Source organism: Pseudomonas sp. LB3P25 (assembly GCF_054897985.1).
This window is the reverse complement of sequence record NZ_CM142711.1, coordinates 1,854,971-1,878,826: the sequence shown is the minus strand read 5'-3', so window position 1 is coordinate 1,878,826 and position 23,856 is coordinate 1,854,971. Positions and strand designations below refer to the sequence as shown.

At 59.4% G+C, this 23,856-nt stretch carries 22 protein-coding genes; 10 read left to right on the top strand and 12 right to left on the bottom strand.

Annotated features, from left to right (window positions below; translation table 11 throughout):
* Positions 1-125: 125 nt before the first annotated feature.
* A complete protein-coding gene (locus tag ACYZTW_RS08225) occupies positions 126-1,556 on the bottom strand; it encodes a histidine kinase sensor domain-containing protein (RefSeq protein ID WP_462004464.1) in 1,431 nt (476 codons plus the stop codon).
* Complete coding sequence (locus ACYZTW_RS08220; protein ID WP_462004463.1) at positions 1,543-2,265, bottom strand: response regulator transcription factor; 723 nt, start codon at positions 2,263-2,265, stop codon at positions 1,543-1,545. Before ACYZTW_RS08220 ends, ACYZTW_RS08225 begins: the two co-directional genes overlap by 14 nt.
* A 214-nt stretch (positions 2,266-2,479) precedes the next feature.
* On the opposite strand from ACYZTW_RS08220, the gene ACYZTW_RS08215 reads away from it, so the two are divergent.
* The 4 genes from ACYZTW_RS08215 to ACYZTW_RS08200 all read left to right on the top strand — a co-directional run bounded on the left by ACYZTW_RS08215 (position 2,480) and on the right by ACYZTW_RS08200 (position 7,352).
* Positions 2,480-5,233, top strand: coding sequence for a response regulator (locus ACYZTW_RS08215; RefSeq protein ID WP_462004462.1), 2,754 nt, complete (start codon positions 2,480-2,482; stop codon positions 5,231-5,233).
* Positions 5,234-5,443: 210 nt separating this feature from the next.
* Entirely contained in the window at positions 5,444-6,436 is a 993-nt protein-coding gene (locus tag ACYZTW_RS08210) for a 2-hydroxyacid dehydrogenase (protein WP_462004461.1), read from the top strand.
* A gap of 77 nt (positions 6,437-6,513) precedes the next feature.
* Entirely contained in the window at positions 6,514-6,948 is a 435-nt protein-coding gene (locus ACYZTW_RS08205) for a hypothetical protein (protein WP_008147995.1), read from the top strand.
* Entirely contained in the window at positions 6,948-7,352 is a 405-nt protein-coding gene (locus ACYZTW_RS08200) for an META domain-containing protein (protein ID WP_462004460.1), read from the top strand. The genes ACYZTW_RS08205 and ACYZTW_RS08200 overlap by 1 nt, the downstream gene beginning before the upstream one ends.
* Positions 7,353-7,577: 225 nt before the next feature.
* On the opposite strand, the gene ACYZTW_RS08195 is transcribed toward ACYZTW_RS08200, so the two are convergent.
* Entirely contained in the window at positions 7,578-8,045 is a 468-nt protein-coding gene (locus tag ACYZTW_RS08195) for a redoxin domain-containing protein (protein WP_462004459.1), read from the bottom strand.
* Between the two features lie 114 nt (positions 8,046-8,159).
* On the opposite strand from ACYZTW_RS08195, the gene arsC reads away from it, so the two are divergent.
* The 3 genes from arsC to ACYZTW_RS08180 are packed head-to-tail and all read left to right on the top strand — an operon-like array spanning position 8,160 to position 9,533.
* The gene (arsC, locus tag ACYZTW_RS08190) at positions 8,160-8,513 is read left to right on the top strand and encodes an arsenate reductase (glutaredoxin) (RefSeq protein WP_462004458.1); all 354 of its coding nucleotides are present in this window, start codon (positions 8,160-8,162) and stop codon (positions 8,511-8,513) included.
* Complete coding sequence (gene wrbA, locus ACYZTW_RS08185) at positions 8,510-9,106, top strand: NAD(P)H:quinone oxidoreductase (RefSeq protein ID WP_462004457.1); 597 nt, start codon at positions 8,510-8,512, stop codon at positions 9,104-9,106. Before arsC ends, wrbA begins: the two co-directional genes overlap by 4 nt.
* A 1-nt stretch (position 9,107) precedes the next feature.
* A complete protein-coding gene (locus ACYZTW_RS08180) occupies positions 9,108-9,533 on the top strand; it encodes a DUF2069 domain-containing protein (RefSeq protein WP_462004456.1) in 426 nt (141 codons plus the stop codon).
* 99 nt (positions 9,534-9,632) lie between these two features.
* Here the strand turns inward: ACYZTW_RS08180 and ACYZTW_RS08175 are convergent, their stop codons facing one another.
* Positions 9,633-10,307 (bottom strand): DNA-3-methyladenine glycosylase I, encoded by a 675-nt coding sequence (locus ACYZTW_RS08175; RefSeq protein ID WP_462004455.1) that lies wholly within the window; start codon positions 10,305-10,307, stop codon positions 9,633-9,635.
* A 70-nt stretch (positions 10,308-10,377) separates the two neighbouring features.
* Complete coding sequence (gene ttcA, locus ACYZTW_RS08170) at positions 10,378-11,202, bottom strand: tRNA 2-thiocytidine(32) synthetase TtcA (protein ID WP_462004454.1); 825 nt, start codon at positions 11,200-11,202, stop codon at positions 10,378-10,380.
* Positions 11,203-11,573: 371 nt separating this feature from the next.
* Between ttcA and ACYZTW_RS08165 the strand changes: the two genes are divergently transcribed.
* Together ACYZTW_RS08165 and ACYZTW_RS08160 are read left to right on the top strand one after the other, a co-directional pair.
* The gene (locus tag ACYZTW_RS08165; protein WP_008147981.1) at positions 11,574-12,176 is read left to right on the top strand and encodes a Yip1 family protein; all 603 of its coding nucleotides are present in this window, start codon (positions 11,574-11,576) and stop codon (positions 12,174-12,176) included.
* Positions 12,177-12,334: 158 nt separating this feature from the next.
* Positions 12,335-12,829, top strand: coding sequence for a SprT family zinc-dependent metalloprotease (locus tag ACYZTW_RS08160; protein ID WP_033055255.1), 495 nt, complete (start codon positions 12,335-12,337; stop codon positions 12,827-12,829).
* A gap of 134 nt (positions 12,830-12,963) precedes the next feature.
* Here the strand turns inward: ACYZTW_RS08160 and ACYZTW_RS08155 are convergent, their stop codons facing one another.
* The gene (locus ACYZTW_RS08155; RefSeq protein ID WP_462004453.1) at positions 12,964-14,145 is read right to left on the bottom strand and encodes a CaiB/BaiF CoA transferase family protein; all 1,182 of its coding nucleotides are present in this window, start codon (positions 14,143-14,145) and stop codon (positions 12,964-12,966) included.
* A gap of 145 nt (positions 14,146-14,290) precedes the next feature.
* Positions 14,291-15,625, bottom strand: coding sequence for a dicarboxylate/amino acid:cation symporter (locus ACYZTW_RS08150; protein ID WP_462004452.1), 1,335 nt, complete (start codon positions 15,623-15,625; stop codon positions 14,291-14,293).
* A gap of 339 nt (positions 15,626-15,964) precedes the next feature.
* Here ACYZTW_RS08150 and ACYZTW_RS08145 point away from each other — a divergent pair, with 339 nt between their 5' ends.
* Positions 15,965-16,963 (top strand): AraC family transcriptional regulator, encoded by a 999-nt coding sequence (locus ACYZTW_RS08145; RefSeq protein WP_462004451.1) that lies wholly within the window; start codon positions 15,965-15,967, stop codon positions 16,961-16,963.
* A 135-nt stretch (positions 16,964-17,098) separates the two neighbouring features.
* Here ACYZTW_RS08145 and ACYZTW_RS08140 read toward each other — a convergent pair whose 3' ends face one another.
* From ACYZTW_RS08140 to ACYZTW_RS08120, 5 genes are all read right to left on the bottom strand, one after another.
* Positions 17,099-17,455, bottom strand: coding sequence for a DUF6124 family protein (locus ACYZTW_RS08140; protein WP_462004450.1), 357 nt, complete (start codon positions 17,453-17,455; stop codon positions 17,099-17,101).
* A gap of 650 nt (positions 17,456-18,105) precedes the next feature.
* Complete coding sequence (locus ACYZTW_RS08135; protein ID WP_462004449.1) at positions 18,106-20,475, bottom strand: hypothetical protein; 2,370 nt, start codon at positions 20,473-20,475, stop codon at positions 18,106-18,108.
* A gap of 407 nt (positions 20,476-20,882) precedes the next feature.
* The gene (locus tag ACYZTW_RS08130) at positions 20,883-21,257 is read right to left on the bottom strand and encodes a DUF6124 family protein (protein ID WP_462004448.1); all 375 of its coding nucleotides are present in this window, start codon (positions 21,255-21,257) and stop codon (positions 20,883-20,885) included.
* 501 nt (positions 21,258-21,758) lie between these two features.
* The gene (locus tag ACYZTW_RS08125; protein ID WP_462004447.1) at positions 21,759-23,105 is read right to left on the bottom strand and encodes an ATP-binding protein; all 1,347 of its coding nucleotides are present in this window, start codon (positions 23,103-23,105) and stop codon (positions 21,759-21,761) included.
* Entirely contained in the window at positions 23,102-23,779 is a 678-nt protein-coding gene (locus ACYZTW_RS08120; protein WP_054054836.1) for a response regulator, read from the bottom strand. Before ACYZTW_RS08120 ends, ACYZTW_RS08125 begins: the two co-directional genes overlap by 4 nt.
* Between the last annotated feature and the right edge of the window lie 77 nt (positions 23,780-23,856).

Genomic DNA, 23,856 nt, shown 5'->3' with positions numbered 1-23,856 from the left:
GGTGTCGGCGATACCCTTTAGGAAAGGTCGTACAAAATAACGGGAACGCTCCGGTAAAATCAGAACGGTGGTGTAGGGGAAGGCCTCTTCGCGAGCAGGTTCACTCCCACAGGCTTAGGGGTTGATCACACCATTTGTGGCCGACACACATCCACTGTGGGAGCGAGCCTGCTCGCGATAGCGTCATCACTCACACCATCAATATCAGCCACCAACCGCATATTCAGCCGCAACCCGGTCTCAGTGTTCTCGGCCCAAAGACTCCCGCCCTGACGCTGCACCGCATTCCTCGCAATGCTCAACCCCAAGCCAAATCCACCATCCCCAGGTCGCGAACCGTCAAGTCGGATGAATGGCGAAAAGATCCGTTCCAGATCTTCATCGGCCACCCCGCCGCCCTCATCCTCCAGCCACACATGCCAAAAGTCGCCATCGCGCTGCCCACCAAGACGCACAACGCCGCCCTTCGGTGAATGACGAATGGCATTGCGCAGGATGTTTTCCAGTGCCTGAGCCAACGTATTGAGATGGCCGCGCACCCAGCAGGACGAATCCACCGCACACTGCAACTGGCTCGCCGGCCAGCCACTTTCATAGCAGGCATTTTCCGTGAGCATGTCCCACAACGCCTGAATCTGGATCGATTCGTCGGGCAGCGGCGCGCGTTCGGTGTCGAGCCAGGCCAATTGGAGGGTGTCTTCTACCAGGCGCTGCATGCCATCGACCTCTCGGCCAATGCGCTCGCGCAATTGCGTCAACCCCTGCTCGCTTTCGCTGGCCACCCGCAGACGACTCAGTGGCGTGCGCAATTCGTGGGACAGGTCGCGCAACAGTTGTTGTTGCAGGGCCACCGTGCTTTGCAGGCGCTCGGACATGTGATCGAAGGCCCCGCCCAGTTCACCCAGCTCATCCGGGCGATTGGTAATGCGGCTCGACAACCGCACATTCAACGGGTCGGCACGCCAGGCATTGGCTTGTTCGCGCAGACTGTTCAAAGGCACAACCAGCAACCGATACAGACCGACGCACAACAGTAAGGTGAACAGTCCGGGAATCACCCCGTTGGTGATCACCCGCCAGAACACCCGGTATTGCCCGGGCACGAAACGCCGGGGCAGTTCGATCACCAGACTGCCGGCGGACGGATCGTTGGGAAAAGGCACTCTCAACCACGGCAAACCTTTGGTATGGCGACTCGTCGGCCAATCCAGACCGCGCAAAAAGGTCAGGCGCTGGATTTCTTTTTCAGTCAGCGGGTAACTGCTCAATGACTGCAAATCGCCGCCAATCACACCGACCCATGTCGACTCGCGATGGCCGACACTCTGCAACCAGACATCGACGCCTGCACTCTGACGCTGATTCCACGCCTGCTCGGCCTCGGCGGCGTAGCGCGTCAGCGTGCCCCGTGCCTCGCCGGACAGGAACAGGTTTTTCTGTTCCATGTAGCGCCCCCAGGACCAGCTGAGCCAGATCATCAGCAGACAGAACGCCACCAACAAGCACGCCAGTTTCCAGAACAGTGAATGCCTGCCCGGCAGGTCAGACCACTTCATCGACAGCACTCAATACGTAACCCTTGCCCCACACCGTGCGCACTTCCCGCTCGGTGTAACCGATGGCCTTGAGCTTGCGACGGATCTGGCTGATGTGCATGTCGAGGCTGCGGTCATGGGGTGCGTAACCGCGCTGCAGTACATGCTGATAAAGGAAGGCTTTGCTCAGGACTTCATCACCGCTGCGGTTCAGCGTTTCCAGCAACCGGTACTCGCTGCGGGTCAGGCCGGCAGCGTGTTCGCCATAAAAGACATCACAGCGCTCATCGTCGAAACGCAGGCTGTCCGCCGAAGAGGCAATCGGTGCTGGCGCTGGCCGGCGGTCGAGCGCGACGCGCCGCAGGATCGCTTCGATGCGCACCCGCAACTCGACCATGCTGAAGGGTTTGGGCAGGTAATCGTCGGCGCCCAGCCGAAAACCACTGATGCGATCCGCCTCGGCACCGAGCGCCGACATCAGCACCACCGGGGTGGAATGGCTCTGGCGCAACTGCGTCAGTACATTCAGCCCGTCCAGTCCCGGCAGCAGAATATCCATCAGCACCACATCGAAGGCTTGCTGGCGGGCGATGGTCAAACCTTCCAGACCGTTCTGGCACCACGTCACCTGAAAACCGCAACGTCCCAGGTGCTCATGAACATAAGCACCGAGCACGAGGTCGTCTTCTATAGACAGGATACGGGGATGGTCAGCAGTGATGGGAGTCATGACTATCTGCAAATAATTCTCAGTTGGCGATTATTCAAGATTGCCTCGCTGCGGGCAACACAAGGTTTGCCCGTGAGGTAAATGTGGCGATCCGGCCGACGAATGCCGACATCAATTTTACGAAGATTGCCCGCCTGCAAATCGCTACACTGCGCAAGTGGCGCGTGCTGGACGTACGTGCAGGTCATTAAATCGCTGGATGCAGGAGAGATGCGTGCTCAAGAAACTGGGAATTAAAGGCCGCGTGCTATTGCTGACCTTATTGCCGACCAGCCTGATGGCCTTGGTTCTGGGCGGCTATTTCACCTGGATGCAGCAATCCGACCTGCAAACCCAGCTCATGCAGCGTGGCGAGATGATCGCCGAACAACTGGCGCCCCTGGTGGCCCCGGCCATGGGCCACAAGAACACCGACCTGCTGGAACGCATTGCCACCCAATCCCTGGAACAACCGGACGTTCGCGCCGTTTCGTTCCTCGCACCCGACCGCTCCCTGTTGGCCCATGCCGGCCCGACCATGCTCAATCAGGCGCCGATCGGCAACAGTTCGCAGATGCTGCGCCGCAGCGGCAATGACGCGACGCGTTACTTGCTGCCGGTGTTCGGCAAGCACCGCAATCTGGCCGGTGACTTGATTCCCGAAGAAGCCGACCGCCTGCTGGGCTGGGTCGAACTCGAACTGTCCCACAACGGCATGCTGCTGCGCGGTTACCGCAGCCTGTTCGCCAGCCTGCTGCTGATCGGCGCAGGCCTTGCCGGCGCAGCGCTGCTGGCGTTACGCATGGGCCGGACCATCAATCGGCCGCTGAGCCAGATCAAGCAAGCGGTGGCGCAACTCAAGGACGGTCATCTGGAAACCCGTCTGCCGCCCCTCGGTAGCCAGGAGCTGGACACACTGGCGTCCGGCATCAACCGCATGGCCGGCACCCTGCAGAACGCGCAGGAAGAATTGCAACACAGCATCGACCAGGCCACCGAAGATGTGCGTCAGAACCTGGAAACCATCGAGATCCAGAACATCGAACTGGACCTGGCGCGCAAGGAAGCCCTTGAAGCCAGCCGGATCAAATCCGAGTTCCTGGCCAACATGAGCCATGAAATCCGCACGCCGCTCAACGGCATTCTCGGCTTCACGCATCTGCTGCAAAAAAGCGAGCTCACCCCACGCCAGCTCGACTATCTGGACACCATCGAAAAATCCGCCGACAGCCTGTTGGGGATCATCAACGAGATTCTCGACTTCTCGAAAATCGAGGCCGGCAAACTGGTGCTCGACAATATTCCGTTCAACTTGCGCGACCTGCTCCAGGACACGCTGACCATCCTCGCCCCGGCCGCCCACGCCAAGCAACTGGAGCTGGTGAGCCTGGTTTATCGCGATACGCCGCTGTCGCTGGTGGGTGATCCGCTGCGGCTCAAGCAGATCCTCACCAACCTGGTCAGCAATGCGATCAAGTTCACCCGCGAAGGCACCATCGTCGCCCGGGCCATGCTTGAAGAAGAGCACGAAGAGAGCGTGCAACTGCGCATCAGCATTCAGGACACCGGCATCGGGCTGTCGAACCAGGACGTGCGCGCCTTGTTCCAGGCCTTCAGCCAGGCCGACAATTCGCTGTCCCGACAACCTGGCGGCACGGGTCTGGGATTGGTCATTTCCAAGCGGTTGATCGAACAGATGGGCGGTGAGATTGGCGTCGACAGTACGCCCGGTGAAGGCTCGGAATTCTGGATCAGCCTGAGCCTGCCCAAAACCCGCGACGACGCCGAAGACCTGCCCGGTCCGCCGTTGCTCGGGCGTCGGGTGGCAGTGCTGGAAAACCACGAACTGGCCCGTCAGGCCTTGCAGCATCAACTGGAAGACTGCGGCCTCGAAGTCACCCCGTTCAATACGTTGGAAAGCCTGACTAATGGCGTGACCGGCGCGCATCAGACCGATCAGGCGATCGACCTGGCGGTACTCGGCATCACCAGCAACGACATGCCACCAGAGCGCCTCAACCAGCACATCTGGGACCTCGAACACCTGGGCTGCAAGGTGCTGGTGTTGTGCCCGACCACCGAACAGACGCTGTTCCACCTCTCGGTGCCTAATCCGCACAGCCAGCTCCAGGCCAAACCGGCCTGCACCCGCAAGCTGCGGCGGGCCTTGTCCGACCTGGTCAACCCGCGTCAGCACCGCAGCGAGCCCGGCGAACCGGTGTCCAGCCGTGCGGCAAAGGTGCTTTGCGTCGACGACAACCCGGCCAACTTGCTGCTGGTGCAAACCCTGCTCGAAGACATGGGCGCCAAAGTCCTCGCGGTGGAAAGCGGTTACGCGGCGGTCAAGGCCGTGCAGACCGAAACCTTCGATCTGGTGCTGATGGACGTTCAGATGCCCGGCATGGACGGGCGGCAAAGCACCGAAGCGATTCGCCAGTGGGAAAGTGAACGGCATTGCACGCCGCTGCCGATCGTTGCCCTCACCGCTCACGCCATGGCCAACGAAAAGCGTGCGCTGCTGCAAAGCGGCATGGACGATTACCTGACCAAACCGATCAGCGAACGGCAACTGGCCCAAGTGGTGCTGAAGTGGACCGGCCTGGCGCTGCGCAATCATGGGCCGGAGCGCTCCAGCGACAGTCACGGTGGTGGTCATGAATTGCAGGTGCTCGATCACGAAGAAGGTTTGCGCCTGGCCGCCGGTAAGGCTGATCTGGCGGCGGACATGCTGGCGATGCTGCTGGCGTCGCTGGAAGCCGACCGCGAGGCGATTCGCTTCGCCCGGGAAACCAACGACCAGAACGCCCTGATCGAACGCGTCCATCGCCTGCACGGCGCGACACGCTATTGCGGCGTCCCGCAACTGCGCGCCGCCTGCCAGCGCAGCGAAACCCTGCTCAAGCAACAGGACCCCAAAGCCCCCAGCGCGCTGGAAGACCTCGACCGGGCCATCAATCGCCTGGCCGCCCATGCCCGTATCAATGCCTGATGAATACCTGTAGCAGCTGGCGAAGCCTGCGTTCGGCGCGGGCCGCGTTCGGACGTAGCCGTCGTAAAATCAGGCGCTGCGGTCTTTCAAGTAAAACGCGGAGGCAGGATTCACGACGGCTTCGCCGCCGAACGCAGGCTTCGCCAGCTGCTACAAAAGCGTGAATAGCGTGAATAGCGTGAATAGCGTGAAATTTTCCAGGAGGACGCCATGCGCACGATTCTTTTCAGCAGCCAGACCTACGATCGCGACAGTTTTCTCAGTGCCGAGCTACCGGCCGGCATTGAACTGCATTTTCAATCGGCGCGACTGAGCCTCGATACGGTGGCGCTGGCGGAGCATCACGAGGTGGTCTGTGCCTTCATCAATGACGACCTCAGTGCGCCGGTGCTCGAACGCCTGGCCGCGGGCGGCACACGCCTGATCGCCCTGCGCTCGGCCGGTTACAACCATGTCGACCTGGCGGAGGCAAAGCGTCTGGGGCTGGCGATTGTGCGCGTCCCGGCCTACTCGCCCCACGCGGTGGCGGAACATGCAGTGGCGCTGATCCTGGCGCTCAACCGACACCTGCACCGGGCCTACAACCGCACGCGCGAAGGGGATTTCAGCCTGCACGGGCTGACCGGCTTCGACCTGGTGGGCAAGACCGTCGGCGTGGTCGGCACCGGACAGATCGGCGCGACCTTCGCGAACATCATGAACGGCTTTGGCTGCCAACTGCTGGCGTACGACCCCTTCCCCAACCCGCAAGTCGAAGCCCTCGGCGCCCGTTACCTGAGCCTGCCGGAACTGCTGGCCGAGTCGCAGATCATCAGCCTGCACTGCCCGCTCAACGAACAAAGCAAACACTTGATCAATCGCGAGTCATTGGCGCACATGCAGCCCGGTACGATGCTGATCAACACCGGACGTGGTGGTCTGGTGGACACGCCGGCGCTGATCGACGCGTTAAAGGACGGTCAACTGGGTTATCTGGGGCTGGACGTGTACGAAGAAGAGGCACAGTTGTTCTTCGAGGACCGTTCCGACCTGCCGCTGCAGGACGATGTGCTGGCGCGGCTGCTGACCTTTCCGAACGTGATCGTCACCGCTCACCAGGCCTTCCTGACCCGCGAAGCCCTGGGCGCGATTGCCGCGACCACCCTGCAGAACATCGCCGCCTGGGCGGCAGGCGCGCCTGCGAATCGGGTGACCGGTGACTGAACCAGATCGAAGGTCATAAGCCCGCGCCATGCTGCGCTAATGTCCGTGCTAGCATGCCGCGCATATTTGGAGGACCCATGGTCGAACACGATTTCCGCTACAGCCTGATGAACCCGCAACACACCCTCACCGAATGCCGCGCCCTTGTGCCGGGGCGTTATCAAGTCACCGGCAACGGCGGCTCGATTCGTAACAACGACGTGCTGGTCGTGACCCTCAAAGGCGCCAAGGACTTGTCCATGCGCCTGACCGTCGAAACGGTTCGCCACCTGATCAACCCGCCAGGCCAATGGGTCGCGGTGGCCAGTGGTCCGGTGTTCGGCGAACTGGCGATCCACACCTGGAAAGTCAACTGCGACAGCTGCGCCAAAGAGCTGAACTTCGAGTTCGCGGTCGACGCCAAGCTGGGCAACAAGGCTGAAAAGCCTGCTGCCACTGCTCGGATCGCCGAGCTGGGCTGGACCACCGTTGGCGAGAAGCACCTGTGCCCGAAATGCCAGGAGCCCGCGTGATGAAACGCCTCGCTCTGACCGCTATGGTTGGCGCCAGCCTGCTGGGCTGCGCCGCCGAGCCGGTGCAATTGCAACAGAACCGCAGCTACATTCTGGAGTGGATTGGCGAACTTCCGTTGATGGACTACAGCCACCTGACCATCACCCTGGGTGAAGACGGTCGGGCCTACGGCAACGGCGGCTGCAACCACTGGTTCGCGCCGTACACCCTGGAAGGCGACAAGCTGAGCTTCGGCAAGGTCGGCAGCACCCGCAAACTGTGTGCGCCGGCGTTGATGGAGCAGGAAAAGCGTTTCCTCCAGGCGTTGGAAAACGTCCAGCGCTGGGACGTCTCGCCGATGGACCAGATGCGTTTCTGGCCGGCCGAAGGCAAGCCACTGCGTTGGTGGCTTGAAGAGGGTTGATCAGTTAGATCGCCAGCCCTCACCCTCACCCTAACCCTCTCCCAGAGGTAGAGGGGACTGATCGGGGATATCTCGAGAAATTATGCGACGTGAGATATCGAGTCGAACTCAGGTTTTGAAAAGCCCCCGATCTGCCCCCTTTCCCCCTCTCCCCACTGGGGAGAGGGCTGGGGTGAGGGGTGGTTCTTAAAGACAAACACAGCATTCAGATCCCCCTCCCCACCTTCAATTCTTCGCCTGCAATGCCTCCAACTTGGCCATCACCCCCGCAGCCGTCTGCTCTCCCATCAACTGTTCCCGTACCTTGCCTTTGTTATCGATGATGTAAGTCACCGGCAACGCCTCACTGCGCGGCAACTCAAAAAAATCGGCCGGATCAGAAGCCAGCACGGTGAACTTGATGCCCAGTTTTTCACTGGCGCTTTTCAGCTCTTCACCTTGCACATTGTCGAAATTGACCCCGAACACACCAATCTTCTTGTCCTTGAGCTGATCGGCCAGGATGTTCAATTCCGGGATCTCGGTTCGGCACGGCCCGCACCATTCAGCCCAGTAATTGAGCACCAGCCATTGTTTGTCCAGACGTTCGGCGGCGACTTTCTGGCCGCTCTGGTCGATGCCATAGTCGTTACCACAGCCCCCCAGCAATAACGTACCGATGATCGCCAATGCCGCTGCCAGTCGCCTAGTCATGTCGTGATCCTTGTTCAAAATTGAATGCGCCTGCAACCCATCGCCTCCCAAGGTTCTGGATTACGCGCTGCACAGTTAGAATAGCCGTCACCTTACGCAAGATGCGAACCGCACATGACCGATCTGACGCTTTATCACAACCCGCGCTGCTCGAAATCCCGCGGTGCGCTCGAACTGCTCGAAGCCCGAGGCCTGACCCCGACCGTGGTCCGCTACCTGGACACCCCTCTGGACGCCGCGCAAATCCAGAGCTTGCTGACCAAGCTCGGCATCAGCGCCCGGCAACTGCTGCGCACCGGTGAGGACGAGTACAAAACCCTCAACCTGGCCGACAGCAGCCTGAGCGAGGGGCAATTGATCGCCGCCATCGCCGCCAATCCGAAACTCATGGAGCGACCGATCCTCGAAATCGGCGACAGAGCCATCATCGGTCGGCCGCCGGAGAATGTGCTGGAGCTGCTGCCGTGAGTGCGCCGTACATTCTGGTTCTGTATTACAGCCGCAGCGGCTCGACCAATGAAATGGCCCGGCAGATCGCCCGTGGCGTCGAGCAGGCCGGCCTTGAAGCCCGGTTGCGCACGGTGCCGGCGATATCCAGCGAATGCGAAGCCGTGTCGCCGGACATCCCCGACGAAGGCGCGCTGTACGCCAGCCTCGACGATTTGAAGAACTGCGCGGGCCTGGCCATGGGCAGCCCGACCCGGTTCGGCAACATGGCGGCGCCGCTCAAGTACTTCCTCGACGGCACCAGCAACCTGTGGCTGACCGGCGCTCTGGTGGGCAAACCGGCTGGCGTTTTCACCTCCACCGCGAGCCTGCACGGCGGCCAGGAAACCACGCTGCTGTCGATGATGTTGCCCTTGCTGCACCACGGCATGCTGATCACCGGTCTGCCGTACAGCGAATCGGCCCTGCTGGAAACCCGTGGCGGCGGCACACCGTACGGCGCCAGCCATCACGCCGGGGCCGATGGCAAAAGCGGCTTGAATGAACATGAAGTCGCGCTGTGTCGGGCCTTGGGCCTGCGCTTGGCGAAGACTGCACAAAAACTGGAGAGCTAACGTGGCCAAAAAGCCGAAAGTTCTGCCCTCCATCGAATGGCTCGAACCCCGGGTCCGAGCGATGCGCGTCATCAGCCTACTGTGTTACTTCGGTTTGGTGGGCTTGCTGTGCGCTTACTACCTGGTGGTCGCCGACCTGCACGGCGCCCGGCCGTGGGTGATTCTGCTGATCGAACTGGTGCCGCTGCTGTTGCTGGCGCCGGGGATGATTATCGGCAGCGCTCGCGGGCATTCATGGATGTGTTTTGTGGTGAACCTGTATTTCATCAAGGGCGCACTGGCGGCGTATGACCCGAACCGGCAGCTGTTTGGTTTGCTGGAAATGGGCGCGAGCCTGGCGGTGTTCTGCTCGGCGCTGCTGTATGTGCGGTGGCGGTTTCAGCTCAATCGCAAGTTGGCTGGCGAGGGCGAGATCTCCGCCGCCTGATCTGACGCCTTCGCGAGCAGGCTCGCTCCCACAGGGGATTTGTGAACGACACAGATCCAATGTGGGAGCGAGCCTGCTCGCGAATGGGGCGACTCGGTGTTAATGGTTGACGGTGTAGGCCAGCATCATCGAAATCTGACTCATCGGCCGCCCGCCACTCTCTTCATGCCACTGGTTGAACACGCCCTGCACCGTCGCCAGATCCCGCAGACTGGTCGGCACCTTGTCGACGATCTTCTGCGCATTCAACGCCGCGACCACGTCGTAGCTCGGCACAAACGTGTCCTTGCCGACCATTCGCAAGAATCGCGGCGCCGACAACCCGCCCAATTGATGACCGCGCTTTTTCAGGTAGGTCCACAACCCAACGATATCCGTGACCGGCCAATCGGCGATCAACGCGCCGAAGCTGCCCTTTTCATGCGCCACGTCGAGCACAAACTGCGCATTACGCGGCACGCTCTTGAGTTTGCCCAGGTGGCGAATGATTCGCGCGTCCTGCATCAAACGCTCAAGGTGTTCGGCGCTCATCAATACGACCTTTTCCGGGTCGAACTTGAAGAACACTTCTTCGAACGCCGGCCATTTGGCGTCCACCAAACTGTGCTTGAGCCCGGCGCGGAATACGCGCAAGGCCATGGTCGAGAGGTAGCGGTCGTCGCTGATTTTGCGCAATTGCGCCGGGGTTTTCGGAACGGGCAGATGGGCTTCCAGTTCAGCTGCCGAACCGAAGCGGTTCAGACAGTATTCGTGCAGCCACTTGTAATCGCGCATGCCCTCTCCTGATGAGCAAGTGAATAGACCCATGTGGGAGCCAGCAGGCTGGCTCCCACAGTGATTGTGTTTAGAGGTTTACAACGTTGACGAAGCGCGAAGCTGCGGTTTCGTCGATGCGCAGGTTGGTGAAGTCGAACAGGTTGCGGTCCGCCAGTTGCGACGGGATCACGTTCTGCAAGCTGCGGAAAATGCTTTCGGTGCGGCCTGGCGTCTTGCGCTCCCACTCTTGCAGCATGTCCTTGACCACCTGACGTTGCAGGTTTTCCTGGGAACCACAGAGGTTGCACGGGATGATCGGGAATTGCTTGAAGTCCGAGTAGGCCTGGATGTCTTTTTCGTTGCAATAGGCCAGCGGGCGGATCACCACGTTGCGGCCGTCATCGGCGCGCAGCTTCGGCGGCATGGCTTTGAGCGAACCGTTGAAGAACATGTTCAGGAAAAAGGTTTCGACGATGTCGTCGCGGTGATGACCGAGGGCCATCTTGGTCGCGCCGATTTCGTCGGCGAAGGTGTAGAGCGTGCCGCGACGCAGGCGCGAGCAGAGTGAACAGGTGGTTTTGCCTTCCGGGATCAGCTCCTTGACCACCGAATAGGTGTCTTTCTCGACGATGTGGTACTCGATACCCAGCGCTTTGAGGTAGGCCGGCAGCACATGCTCAGGAAAACCCGGCTGCTTCTGGTCCATGTTCACGGCCACGATCTCGAACTTGATCGGAGCGACCTTCTGCAAGTGCATCAGCACGTCGAGCAGGGTGTAGCTGTCCTTGCCACCGGACAGGCAGACCATGACCTTGTCGCCGTCTTCAATCATGTTGAAGTCGGCAACAGCCTCACCGGCCTGGCGGCGAAGGCGCTTTTGCAGTTTGTTCTGGTTGACCGTAAGAGTGCCCATGACGCGAAATCCGTGAGGTGTGACGAAAGGCTGGCATTTTACGCAAAAACCCTCCGTGGGCGAAGTGCCCACCATCCCCTGTGGGAGCGAGCCTGCTCGCGAATAAGGTGTGTCAGTCGACACAACATTGCCTGACACACTGCAATCGCGAGCAGGCTCGCTCCCACAATGAGTGTGTTGACAGTCCCATAGGCGATTAACAGCATTTTTTACAGCGCAATTTGCTCTAACGCCTCCACACCTGCGCCGTTAAGACCTTTCTATACTGCGACATAAGGTCGCATCGCATATCCAGACCTTTCCTTACTCGGCCACTTTGGCCCGTAGGCGCTCCACTGGGGGGCGACGGTAAAAACAGAGGAGTGACTGGCATGATCCATCACGTAGTGGGGCTCTTCACCCACCCTGACCAAGAATGGAAAGAGATCCGTGGCGACCAGGAGGAAAGCATCAGCCACATGTATCTCACTCATACCCTGATTCTGGCGGCGATCCCCGCGGTGTCGGCGTTTATCGGCACCACACAGGTCGGCTGGGTCATTGGCAGTCGCGCACCGGTGATGCTGACGGTGGAAAGCGCGATATGGATGACGGTCATGTCGTACCTGGCGATGCTCGGCGGTGTGGCAGTAATGGGCGCGTTCATCCACTGGATGGCTCGTACCTATGACGCCAACCCGAGTCTGGCACGCTGCGTTGCATTTGCGACCTACACCGCGACACCGCTGTTCATCGGTGGTCTGGCGGCGCTGTACCCACACATGTGGCTTGGGATGATCGTCGGCACCGCGGCCATCTGCTACACGGTGTACCTGCTGTATGTGGGGCTACCCACTTTCATGAACATTCCATCAGACGAGGGATTTCTGTTTTCGAGTTCGGTGCTTGCTGTAGGCCTGGTGGTGCTGGTGGCCATCATGGCGTTCACTGTAATTGTCTGGGGACTCGGCGTGGGGCCGGTCTACACCAATTAGCAACACATCACCCAAAAACAAGATCTGCCAACACAGGCCGCCGCAAGGCGGCCTTCTAATGCTCAAGGATAGAAAACGGTGACGACCATTCGGCGCCTCGGCGATTCGCAACTCCCGAGGGTTGCGGCATACTCGACGTCTCTGGAGATCCATCAAGCATGCCCGAGCAACTCAATACCCGCGTCGAAGACTGTTACCAACTCGCCGAATCCTTTTTCAAACGACCTTTCAAACGCCCCGTGGTGAGCCTCAAGCTGCGCGGGCAAAAAGCCGGTGTCGCGCATTTGCACGAGAACCTGCTGCGCTTCAATCCGCAGCTGTACCGGGAAAACACCGAAGACTTCCTCAAGCAAACCGTGGCCCACGAGGTGGCGCACCTGATCGCCCATCAACTGTTCGGCGACCGCATCCAGCCGCATGGTGAAGAGTGGCAACTGATCATGCGCGGCGTGTACGAGCTGCCACCCAATCGCTGCCACACCTATGACGTCAAACGCCGCAGCGTGACCCGCTACATCTACAAATGCCCGTGTGCGGACAGTGACTTTCCGTTTTCGGCCCAGCGCCATGGTTTGGTGCGCCAGGGGCGGCGGTATTTGTGCCGGCGGTGTCGGAGCACGTTGGTGTTCAGTGGGGAAATGCGGGTCGAGTAGTTAGATTTTCTGTGTTTGTGCTGGCCTCTTCGCGAGCAGGCTCGCTCCCACAGGGGATCTTCGGCGTGCCATATATCCAGTGTGGGAGCGAGCCGGCTCCGGGCGGCGTTCCGACGAAGGCGTCCTGACAGGCGCTAAACAACCACCTTGGCACGCCGCAACGCTTCGATACGCTCAGCACTAAACCCCAACTCCCCCAACACCTGATCCGTATGCTGCCCTATGGCCGCGCCGATATGCCGCGGTTCGGGCAACCCTTGCGAAAACTTCAATGGACAAGCCATCTGCGCCTGAGTCGTCCCGTCACCACGCGGCACTTCGGTCACCAGCGCCCGCGCCTTCAACTGCGGATGCCGCACCGCTTCGCTCAGGCTCAACACCGGCTCGACACACGCATCCAACGTGGCAAACAGCGCGCACAACTCGGCGAAATCGTGCGTCTCGAATTCAATCCTCAGCGCGTTCTTCAGTGCCTTTTGCAAGGCCGGTTCAGGCGATAACCCCAAGGTTTCCAGCTCCTCCAGCCCCAGCGCCGCACACAGTTGCTTCATGAACGCGGGTTCCAGACTGCCCACCGAGAACCAGCGTCCGTCGCGGGAACGGTAATAGTCATAGAAACTGCCACCGTTGAGCATCTGATCCTCCCTTCCCGGCTCCACGCCACAGGCCAGATACCCGGCGCCGGCCATGGCGTTCAGGCTGAACACGCAGTCGGTCATGCTCACATCCAGATGCTGGCCCTGCCCGGTTTGCTGCCGGGCGATGACCGCCGCCAGCAGCCCGATCACCCCGTGCAACGAGCCACCGGCGATATCCGCCACTTGCATGCCCAACGGCAGCGGTCCGCTGTCGGCGCGGCCGGTGTAGCTCGCCAGCCCCGCCAGCGCCAGGTAGTTGATGTCATGGCCGGCGCGGTCCTTGTAGGGGCCGGTCTGGCCGTAACCGGTGATCGACACGTAAATCAGCTTCGGATTGATCGCCTTCAACGCGTCATAACCCAGCCCCAAGCGTTCCATCACGCCGGGACGGAACTGCTCCAGCACGATGTCGTAGTCCGTAAGCAACTGCTTGATCACCTCCAGCGCCTCAGGCTGCTTGAGGTCCAGCGCCAGGCTGCGCTTGTTGCGATTGAGGTAGGCATGGCTGGCGGAGACGCCCTGATCGTGCGGCGGCAATACCTTCAGCAGGTCCATGCGCGTTGGCGATTCGATGCGCAGCACCTCGGCGCCCATGTCTGCCAGTAACAACGAGGCGAACGGCCCCGGCAGCAGTGTCGAGAAATCCAGAACCTTGAGTGATGCCAGTGGACCAAGCATGGGCGTTCTCCGTAAAACGATGCCTTCAGACTAGGCAGCCGATGGCCTTGCAGCAATCACCTTATGCGTCAGATGCGCTGACCGTTGCGCTCAAATCGCAGGCATGAAAAAACCCGCCGAAGCGGGTTTTTTCAGTGCAGCCGTCTTATTTGACGTTGGTTGGGGTTGCCCCTTCGACGTGGCCCAGAACATCGTCTTTAGGCTCGTCGGCAATACCGCGACCGCCAGAAGCCAGCTCGGCGTGCATCACGTCGGTATCCAGTTCCTTGACCCACTTGGCCACAACCAGGGTGGCAACAGCGTTACCGACCAGGTTGGTCAGGGCGCGGGCTTCGGACATGAAGCGGTCGATACCGAGGATTAGCGCCAGGCCGGCAACCGGCAAGTGGCCAACGGCGGACAAGGTGGCAGCCAACACGATGAAGCCGCTACCGGTCACACCCGCAGCGCCTTTGGAGGACAGCAGCAACACCACCAGCAGGGTGATCTGGTGAGTGATGTCCATGTGGGTGTCGGTTGCCTGAGCAATGAACACTGCCGCCATGGTCAGGTAGATCGCAGTACCGTCGAGGTTGAACGAGTAACCGGTCGGGATCACCAGACCCACCACGGATTTCTGCGCGCCCAGGCGTTCCATCTTGATCAGCATGCGTGGCAGTACCGATTCCGAAGAAGAAGTACCCAGCACGATCAGCAGTTCTTCACGGATGTAGCGAATCACTTTCAGCACGCTGAAGCCGTGAGCGCGAGCGATACCGCCCAGCACGACCAGTACGAACACGAGGCAAGTGATGTAGAAGCAGGCCATCAGCTGACCCAGTTGCACCAGCGAACCCACACCGTAGGCACCGATGGTGAAGGCCATGGCGCCCAGGGCACCGAGTGGCGCGAGCTTCATGATCATGTTGATGATGTTGAACATCACGTGGGCGAAGCGATCGATGAAGTCCAGGATCGGCTTGCCGTAGGCACCCAGGCGATGCAGGGCGAAACCGAAGATCACCGAGAACATCAGCACTTGCAGGATATCGCCGGTGGCGAACGCGCCGAAGATGGTGTTCGGGATCACGTTCAGCAGGAAGCCAACGACGCTTTGATCAGCACCGGCCGCTACATATTGAGCGACTTTGGAGGCATCCAGCGTGGCCACGTCGATGTGCATGCCGGCGCCCGGCTGCACGACGTTGACCACCACCAGACCCACCAGCAACGCAATGGTCGACACGATTTCGAAGTACAGCAGCGCGTAACCGCCGGTCTTGCCGACCGACTTCATGCTCTGCATGCCCGCGATACCGCTGACAACAGTGCAGAAGATGATCGGGGCGATGATCATTTTGATCAGTTTGATGAACCCGTCACCCAGGGGCTTGAGGGCTACACCGGTCTGTGGGTAGAAGTGACCGACCAGGATGCCGATGGCGATGGCAACGATCACCTGGAAATACAGGGATTTGTACAGTGGCTGACGAGTCGTCATTGCAAAGTTCCTCAAGAGTGCCCGGTGACAACATCCATCTGTTGCCCTGAACACTTCAATTGCGAACCCTCCTGCACTGGAGGGATTTGTTTTGTCGAGCTGCGCAACGGCAAGCATCTGCTGGTTGTATCGCAAGGCCCGTGCCACCTTCGTCAAATCGCCAGCAAGCCTTTTGACATCAAGGGTTGCAGGTTTTTCTTTGTCACCAAACAGTTACGGCAAAGTGGCGGATTTCCGCCCATCAACCAGACCTCGTCCTACAATTTGGCGGATATCCGCCTTGTTCATCATCAGGCACCACGGCTACCATCCGCCGTTCAATGGACGGACCTGCCTCCTATGCGCGAACGCACCATCGCCAGTCATTTCGCCCGTGCCGCCCTCGGTGGCGCACGCCGGCTGGGTTATGACTATTCAAACCTGTTGCAACAACTGGGCATCAGCCCCGAGTTGCTTGAAGAGCCACGAGCGAGAATCGCGCCTGAACAGTTCACCCGATTGATCCAGGGACTGTGGCTAGCACTGGACGACGAATACCTGGGCTTCGGGCCGATCCCGAGCAAAACTGGCAGTTTCGCGATGATGTGCCATGCCGTAATCCACTGCCGCAACCTCGATAAAGCACTGCATCGCGGCTTATTGTTTTATAGCCTATTCCCCGACAGTCCGCGTCTGACCCTGACCCGCGAAGACGAAATGATCCGCCTGAGCCTCGATGATTCGCAGTTCCGCGACCCGGACCACTTCCTCACCGAGAGCCAGCTGATGGTGTGGCATCGACTCGGCAGCTGGCTGATCGGCCAGCGCATTCGGCTGGAACAGGCGACGTTCAGCTACCCGAAACCCGAGCACGGCGCCGAGTACGATTTGCTGTTTTCCTGCCCAATGGAGTTTTCCACCGCCCAGAGCAGCCTGCTGTTCCACAGTCGCTACTTGAACATGCCGCTGTTGCAGGACGAACGGACACTCAAACATTTCCTCGAACACTCCCCCGCCGACCTGTTGTCGCGCCCGGATGATGGCGACAGTTTGAGCAGCCAGTTGCGACGGCTGCTCAGCCGCGACAGTGCACGCTGGCCGGACCTGGAAACGGTGGCCGCGCACTTGCACATCAGTCCGCAGACCTTGCGGCGGCATTTGCGTGAAGAAGGGTCGAGTTTTCAGGAGTTGAAGGATCAGCTGCGGCGGGACATTGCGATTTATCACCTGGGGCGTGCGGATCTGTCGTTGCAACAGATTGCCGAGCAGCTGGGGTTTTCCGAGCCTTCGGCGTTTCATCGGGCGTTCAAGAAGTGGACCGGATTGACGCCGGGGGCCTACCGCGCCCAGGAGAACTGAAGTCCCACCGATCATTCCCACGCTCCGCGTGGGAATGCCTCAAGGGACGCTCCGCGTTCCAGCTCTCGAAAGGGACGCGCAGCGTCCCGGGCTGCATTCCCACGCAGAGCGTGGGAACGATCATCCGCGCTAGCCTTACGGATCAATGTTATCCAGCGCCCGATTTACCGCCAGTTCGCCCAGCATGATGATTTGCGCAATACCCAACAGCGAATTGCGACTCGACCCCTCCATATGATCCGCCAGGTCCATGGCCAGGACATTGGCCGAGGCCAGCGACTCGCAAGCGTGAGCCAGCAGGGTTTCGGTATCGAGCTCCGGGTTGACGATGAACATCGTGCCGGGTGCGCGCGGGGCGGCTTTGATGAGGGCTGCCGGGTTGAGGTAGTAATCGAGGGCGCGGTCGGCGGCTTCGTTGAGTTTTTTGGAATCGGGGGTTTCGTAGGGGGAACCGTCGTCGGTATCCGGCGGATTTGGGGTGATCTTGAACATTTGAAGCTCCTAGAGTGATGGAGCCGCTACGCATCGCTGCTAAACGAATTAGGGGTGGCGGCTGTACGCGGGTTAGCAGACCAGGACTCTAGAACCCGGCGCACCGAAGTGCCCCACGTAAAGCCGCCATAAAATCAACGACTGACGCTGTACGTCTAGAGGTGACCCGGGCTGCTAAACCCGACCGCTGATTGGTCAGCGACAGGGAAACGATAGAGCCCGGCCCTTAGGCGCACAAGCCGGCGGATTCTGGCGTAGTCGTAGGCAGCGGCGCAAGGATGTGTAGCCTTGGAGAGTATCCGGAGATGTCGGTTAAACATCTCTGTTTAATGATCATTCCCACGCTCTGCGTGGGAATGCAGCCCGGGACGCTCCGCGTCCCTGCCGAAGCGGACGCAGAGCGTCCATTGAGGCATTCCCACGCAGAGCGTGGGAACGATCAGTCAAAGCCGGATAAATAAATGCGTCCCCCTTTTCCGTCCCATTCATTGGGGCTGTGTCCTTGGTTCGTCGGTGTGTGTTCGCAACTATCACCGTAGACCAAGACCAGCCCTTCTTCATTTTTTGCTTTTAGCTCAAGTGGTTAGCTGCTAAGTAAGTGCCATTCAAATGCATCCCCTTTTCCCCGATCCATCAGAAAAACCAACAGGTCAATTAATCCAAAAAGAGAAACTGATTGTGCCGTTCGAAGGGAGCGACGAATCAGTTAATATCACTTCCGCACCAATATTTTTAGAAATTGCGTATTGCCGCGTTGCGTGCTCCCTTGAGACTATACCTAGATCTATTTTGAATATTGAAGCGCGTCTAGACGCAATTTGAACACGGCGATCAGACAAACTATATGGAATCATTGACCCACCTACTTGCCTTACATGTGCCTGTGCAGCTGCTAAAGTTAATCCTGAAGGGGTCTGCACGACGTGGGTGACGTTAGCAGTTTCGACATCAAAGGATTTTTGCTGACGAGCAAAATCGCGAACCCATATTGTGGTTCTGCCGTTTCCTTCACTACGAACCACCCCTTTACTATCGACTGACGCTACTGTTGGGTCGAGTGACTCATAGGTATATGGAAGTACTCCCCCAGACGCCGCCCGATTTGCAGCTGTGCCGACGGCATCATCACCCGAGTAATAATGGGCATACCTAAAAGTGAAATTTTCTCCTTTCAAGCTGAGGAGCGAAGTATCCACAATAAGCTCCGGAAGACCTGGCGCCGCCTTGACCGTATAACGCCGCTCCGGGAACGTCACAGCCGAACCCAAGTCAGCAACTCGGGAAAAGTTGACCCTGAATGTCATCGTGACCTTCGTCCCATCCTTGAGCGCTTTCAACCAGTCAACCAATGCCGGCCTAGTCAGACCCTGCGTCTCGTTGTGCAATACGCCCTTGAGGTCTTCGAAGAAGATCGGCGCCCCACTGTTGTTAAACCCGTCATACCGCAACCAGACAAACTGTTCCGACTTTTGAAATAGCCACGGCGCAATTCTCAACGTATCGGTCGCCACCAGTTGGGTGACATCCAGTTCCTGCCCTGTCTGACCGGCAACAACCGGCGTTGGAAACCGCGCATCCCCCTCCGCAATCCGATTCACGTTCAACACCAGCGGCCCTGACCGAGCAATCTCCTTGCCATCACGAATCAGCGCCCAGCGAAACGTCAGTTGTTTCCCGTGGTGCTCCGCAAGAAATGCCTGGGTAAGGACGGTGTTCGTCCGCTTGTTCGCATTGAACTCCACCGCCGGAAATGGCGTGGCGCCCGGTTCGGGGTTGATTTCGATCAGGCGAGCCATGTCCCCGGCAAGTGCGGCCAGGAACTCGATGCGCACAGTGACGCCGTTCGAATAGAGCCACAGGTCGATGGGACTGACAGCCGGTGCAACCAGTGTCGCCGGGTTTAATTTGATAACGCCTACGCCAATCACCTGCGCCGTGGCAGGCGCCGAGGTAGCGATGACCGCACCGCCTCGGGCCAACTGATACACCACCTTCACGGTGCTATTGGCGATGACCTTGCTGTTGGGGACACTCCACAAAAACTGACTCGGCACTTGCGTTATTGGCGATGTTTCTTCGTGAGTCGCAACGACACCGCCATTCAACTCGGCTGTGAAAACCAGCTTGATGGAGTCACCCACTTTCCAGATCGTTTCGACGAGATGAATCAACGCCGACAGCGGATTACCATCCAACTTGGCGAGGTCCACAGTGTTGGGATCGTCATTGTTCTCGGTCGGAATTTCTCGAAGGATTGCCGCCAGAAGATTAGTACGGCCAAGGTGAACATCTATCTGCTTGGTTGGCGACCGGTTGAAGTTGCCCAACTGGTCAAAAACGACGAAATCAAGCAACAGGTTCGGGTTGTCACCCACCGTCTGGAACGTGTCGGTGAACAGCGTTTTGATCACCGGCACCGAAGCGTCGGTGATCTCCCAATCAACCGACTCATCGCCTAACTGAAAGCGAATGCGGTCATAGGCTCGCCGATTGGAATAGGTGAACCCGAACTCCACACCTTGCGCTGCGCGTGCGGCGCTGACCCCATCCTTGATGACATCAGGCGGAATCACCAGATCCAGCCCCTGCGGCGCAGGCTCACCGGGAGACCGCAGGTAATACAGCACATTCAAATCCCGGGAGTCTTCGTTGTTTCCACCGGGACGGATGACCTTGTAGTGCAATCGGTTGACGCTGTTGCGCAACCGGCCGTGTGGCACGTACAGGCGGATACGTAGTTGTTCCTCTCCCGGAGCGACGGTTTTGCCCGTAACGGGAGTGGGATCGTCGTTGACGTACAAGTCAACGCGATCATCAACGGCCATTGTCCAGAAACGAAGCTGAAGTTCGGTCCATGGATCCACCAGGCATTCCAGGCCCTGTGGCTGTCCATCGTAAAGGGATCTCGGAATCCCGCCATGCGCGAGATCGGCGGGTTTCAAAGGGGATATCCAGCCCTGGATGATCACTGGATAAAGCTCAAACAACTGATCCAACTCTGATGACTGGATGTCCATCATCTTCTCCCGCAAGTGTGAAAAGCCCCGAGCCCCTCTCGGATGCAAAAACCATCACACTCCTAAACTGGAAGACTGGCTACTGTCAGATCTGACAGGTACGAACCCGTTTCCGACAGACGGTTGTCGCTGTTACAGCAACGAAAAATGAATCCGAAACGCCGCCCCGCCCATCGGCGAGTCCCCCAGCATCAGCTTCGCGTTGTAGCTCTCTGGATAAATAAATGCGTCCCCTTTTCCTGTTGCGCGCAAGAGAACTGATTTTTGGGTTGAATTGACTGGCCCCTTCGCGAGCAGGCTCGCTCCCACATTTGGTCTCGGGTATCCACAAATAGTGTGGTCACCGAAGATCCCTTGTGGGAGCGAGCCTGCTCGCGAAGAACGATGACGCGGACTACCTGACTGAACGACTACGGCGGATCAAGCCTATCCAGCATCCGATTCACCGCCAGTTCCCCCAGCATCACAACCTGCTGAATCCCCAGCAACGTGTTGCGATGCGACCCCTCCATCAAGCCCGCGAAATTACTCAGCATCACACTCGCCGACGCCATGGATTCACAGGCGTTGACCAGCAATGTTTCGTCGTCGGTGTCGGGAGCGACGAAGTAGATCGTGCTGGGTTTACGTGGAGTGTCTTTGGGAATGACCGGTTTGAGGTAGTAATCGAGGGCGCGGTCGGCGGCTTCGTTGAGTTTTTTGGAATCGGGGGTTTCGTAGGGGGAAACGTCGTCGGTTTCTGGCGGGTTGGGTGTGATCTTGAACTCCGTGGTTGGTTGAGCCACCACGACCTATCGCTAAACAAGTAAAGGTGGCGGCTGTACGCAGGTTAGCGATCCGGGTCACAGAAACCCCGGGTAGACTCGAAGGTCTCCCACGCACAGCCACCATTACGCGAATTGCAGGCACTAAAAACTGCAATCAAAACTTGGGTGCTTTTGCGTCTGTGTATGGGATCGGATCGCTAAACCCGATCGCTGATTCGTCAGCGACCCGCAAACGATAGAGCCCACGCCCCAGGCGCACAAGCCGGCGGATTCTGGCGCAGTCGTAGGCAGCGGCGCAAGGATGTGTAGCCTGAGTGAGTGTCTGGAGATGTCTTTTAAACACCGCTGTTTATTGCAGAGAATCTGTGGGATTTGCGTTGTAGGGGCTGGCCTCATCGCGAGCAGGCTCGCTCCCACAGGGGATCTGCGGAGTATCCACTTTTCGCGAACGCCGCAGATCCAATTGTGGGAGCGAGCCTGCTCGCGAAGAGGCCCGAAAGAGCACCATCACCTCTGCGGTCAAACCACCGGAAAATGAATCCGGAACGCCGCCCCGCCCATCGGCGAATCCCCCAGCGTCAGCTTGGCGCTGTAGCTCTCGATAATGTCCTTCACCACCGCGAGACCAATCCCCTGCCCCGGATGCTGCCGATCCAGCCGCTCCCCCCGTTCAAGAATCCGCGCACGCTGATCCGGCGGCACACCCGGCCCATCATCCTCAACACACACCTCAATCCCGCTCAGGCTTTCGCGCACGCTGATGCGCACTTCGCCGAGGCACAGGCGATAGGCGTTTTCCAGCAGGTTGCCCATCATTTCCAGCAACGCACCCTGTTCGATCGGCAGGTAACACGGGTCCGGCAGATCGAATGCGACGCGCACGCGCTTGTCGCGGTAGACCTTGTCCAGTGTGTCGCACAGGCTTTGCAGCACCGGGCGCAGGCGTACCTGATGGCGCACCAGACCGCTTTTGCGCAGGCTGGCGCGTTGCAGTTGATAGCTGATCTGCTGGCTCATGCGTTCGATCTGGGTTTGCAGCACCCAGGCCTGATCACGATCGGCCGGGCGCTGGGCCATGTCTTCGCTGACGCCTTGCAGCACGGTCAGCGGGGTTTTCAGGCTGTGGGCCAGGTCGTCGAGGGAATCGCGATAGCGGCTGCGTTGTTCGCGCTCGCTGTGCAGCAAGCGGTTGAGGGAGCCGGTCAGGCGCAGCAGTTCGCGCGGGTGTTGTTCGCTGAGGCTTTCGCGGGTGCCGCTTTCGATTTCGTCCAGTTCCTGACTGAGCCGGCGCAACGCCTGCAAGCCCCAGGTCAAACCAATCCACAGCAACGCCAACAGCACCAGCAACGCGGCGCCGAAACCGAGGTAGAGGTTTTCGCGCAGGCCTTCGAGGGTGACTTCGTATTCGCGCACCGGTTGCAGCGCGACGATGCTGAACGCCGCGCTTTTGCCGCCGAGCAGTTTGACTTCGACGTCATAGACGAAGAATTCCTGACCGTCGGCCTCCCGAATTCGGGCGAATTCGTTGCCGCGTCCGTCGTAACGCGGTTTGTAGTTGATCTTCTCTTCGCGGGTGGCCTTCGAGCGCCACACCAAGTGAGCTTCGCGGTCATAGATGTAACCGAGCAAGCGGCTGTCGGTCAGGTTGAAGCGCTCATCGGGCAACTGCGCCGGCATTTGCAGGGTGTTGTTTTCCACCCGCGCGGCGGAGATCAGCGTGGTGACGTCCGACGCCAGGCGTTGCTCGATCGAGTCCTGCAACGCCAGGCTGAACGCCCCCTGCATCGCCGGCAGCAACGCCAGCATGAACAACACCGCCAGGATCGTGGCGGCGAGCATCAAACGAACACGAAGGGAACGAATCAAGTGCAGCGCTCATTGAACAGGTAGCCGAGGCCACGCACGGTATCGATCGGCTTGAAGCCGGCCGGCCCTTCAAGTTTGCGGCGCAGACGACCGACCAGCACTTCGATCACGTTCGGATCGCGCTCGTCGTCGTCCGGGTAGAGCTGTTCCATCAAGCGGTCCTTGGCCACCACTTGCTGGTGATGACGCATCAGGTACTCGAGGATCCGGTACTCGTACGCGGTCAGCGCCAGCGGTTGATCATCGAGGGACGCCTGTTTGCGATTGAGGTCCAGCAACAAAGGACCGGCGACGATGGTCGACTGGGTGAAACCGCTGGAGCGGCGCAGCAAGGCATTCAGGCGCGCGTCGAGTTCTTCGAACTGGAACGGCTTGACCACGTAATCGTCAGCGCCGGCGGCGAGGCCTTCGACCTTGTCCTGCCAGTTGCCGCGTGCGGTGAGGATCAGGATCGGAAAGGTCTTGCCGCGCGAGCGCAGCTGGCGAATCAGGTCGAGCCCGCCCATGCCCGGCAGGCCGAGGTCGATCACCGCCAGGTCATGGTTGAACTGCTCGGTCTGGTACAACGCCTCTTCGGCATTGGCCACGGATTCGACCACGTGACCGCTGTCCGTCAGGCGGGTTTGCAGGTGATGGCGCAACAGCGCTTCATCTTCGACGACCAGCAGTTTCATAACGCTCTCCCAGGCAAATCGTTATCTCCAGCAGCACAGTATTCAGTCAGATCGCGGAACCTGTGGGAGTGAGCCTG

Excerpts from the sequence above, each read along its gene's own strand:
- ACYZTW_RS08225 (WP_462004464.1), bottom strand. The coding sequence starts at position 1,556 with ATGAAGTGGTCTGACCTGCCGGGCAGGCATTCACTGTTCTGGAAACTG.
- ACYZTW_RS08220 (WP_462004463.1), bottom strand. The coding sequence starts at position 2,265 with ATGACTCCCATCACTGCTGACCATCCCCGTATCCTGTCTATAGAAGAC.
- ACYZTW_RS08210 (WP_462004461.1), top strand. The coding sequence starts at position 5,444 with ATGCGCACGATTCTTTTCAGCAGCCAGACCTACGATCGCGACAGTTTT.
- ACYZTW_RS08205 (WP_008147995.1), top strand. The coding sequence starts at position 6,514 with ATGGTCGAACACGATTTCCGCTACAGCCTGATGAACCCGCAACACACC.
- ACYZTW_RS08200 (WP_462004460.1), top strand. The coding sequence starts at position 6,948 with ATGAAACGCCTCGCTCTGACCGCTATGGTTGGCGCCAGCCTGCTGGGC.
- ACYZTW_RS08195 (WP_462004459.1), bottom strand. The coding sequence starts at position 8,045 with ATGACTAGGCGACTGGCAGCGGCATTGGCGATCATCGGTACGTTATTG.
- arsC (WP_462004458.1), top strand. The coding sequence starts at position 8,160 with ATGACCGATCTGACGCTTTATCACAACCCGCGCTGCTCGAAATCCCGC.
- ACYZTW_RS08175 (WP_462004455.1), bottom strand. The coding sequence starts at position 10,307 with ATGCGCGATTACAAGTGGCTGCACGAATACTGTCTGAACCGCTTCGGT.
- ttcA (WP_462004454.1), bottom strand. The coding sequence starts at position 11,202 with ATGGGCACTCTTACGGTCAACCAGAACAAACTGCAAAAGCGCCTTCGC.
- ACYZTW_RS08165 (WP_008147981.1), top strand. The coding sequence starts at position 11,574 with ATGATCCATCACGTAGTGGGGCTCTTCACCCACCCTGACCAAGAATGG.
- ACYZTW_RS08160 (WP_033055255.1), top strand. The coding sequence starts at position 12,335 with ATGCCCGAGCAACTCAATACCCGCGTCGAAGACTGTTACCAACTCGCC.
- ACYZTW_RS08155 (WP_462004453.1), bottom strand. The coding sequence starts at position 14,145 with ATGCTTGGTCCACTGGCATCACTCAAGGTTCTGGATTTCTCGACACTG.
- ACYZTW_RS08150 (WP_462004452.1), bottom strand. The coding sequence starts at position 15,625 with ATGACGACTCGTCAGCCACTGTACAAATCCCTGTATTTCCAGGTGATC.
- ACYZTW_RS08145 (WP_462004451.1), top strand. The coding sequence starts at position 15,965 with ATGCGCGAACGCACCATCGCCAGTCATTTCGCCCGTGCCGCCCTCGGT.
- ACYZTW_RS08140 (WP_462004450.1), bottom strand. The coding sequence starts at position 17,455 with ATGTTCAAGATCACCCCAAATCCGCCGGATACCGACGACGGTTCCCCC.
- ACYZTW_RS08135 (WP_462004449.1), bottom strand. The coding sequence starts at position 20,475 with ATGATGGACATCCAGTCATCAGAGTTGGATCAGTTGTTTGAGCTTTAT.
- ACYZTW_RS08120 (WP_054054836.1), bottom strand. The coding sequence starts at position 23,779 with ATGAAACTGCTGGTCGTCGAAGATGAAGCGCTGTTGCGCCATCACCTG.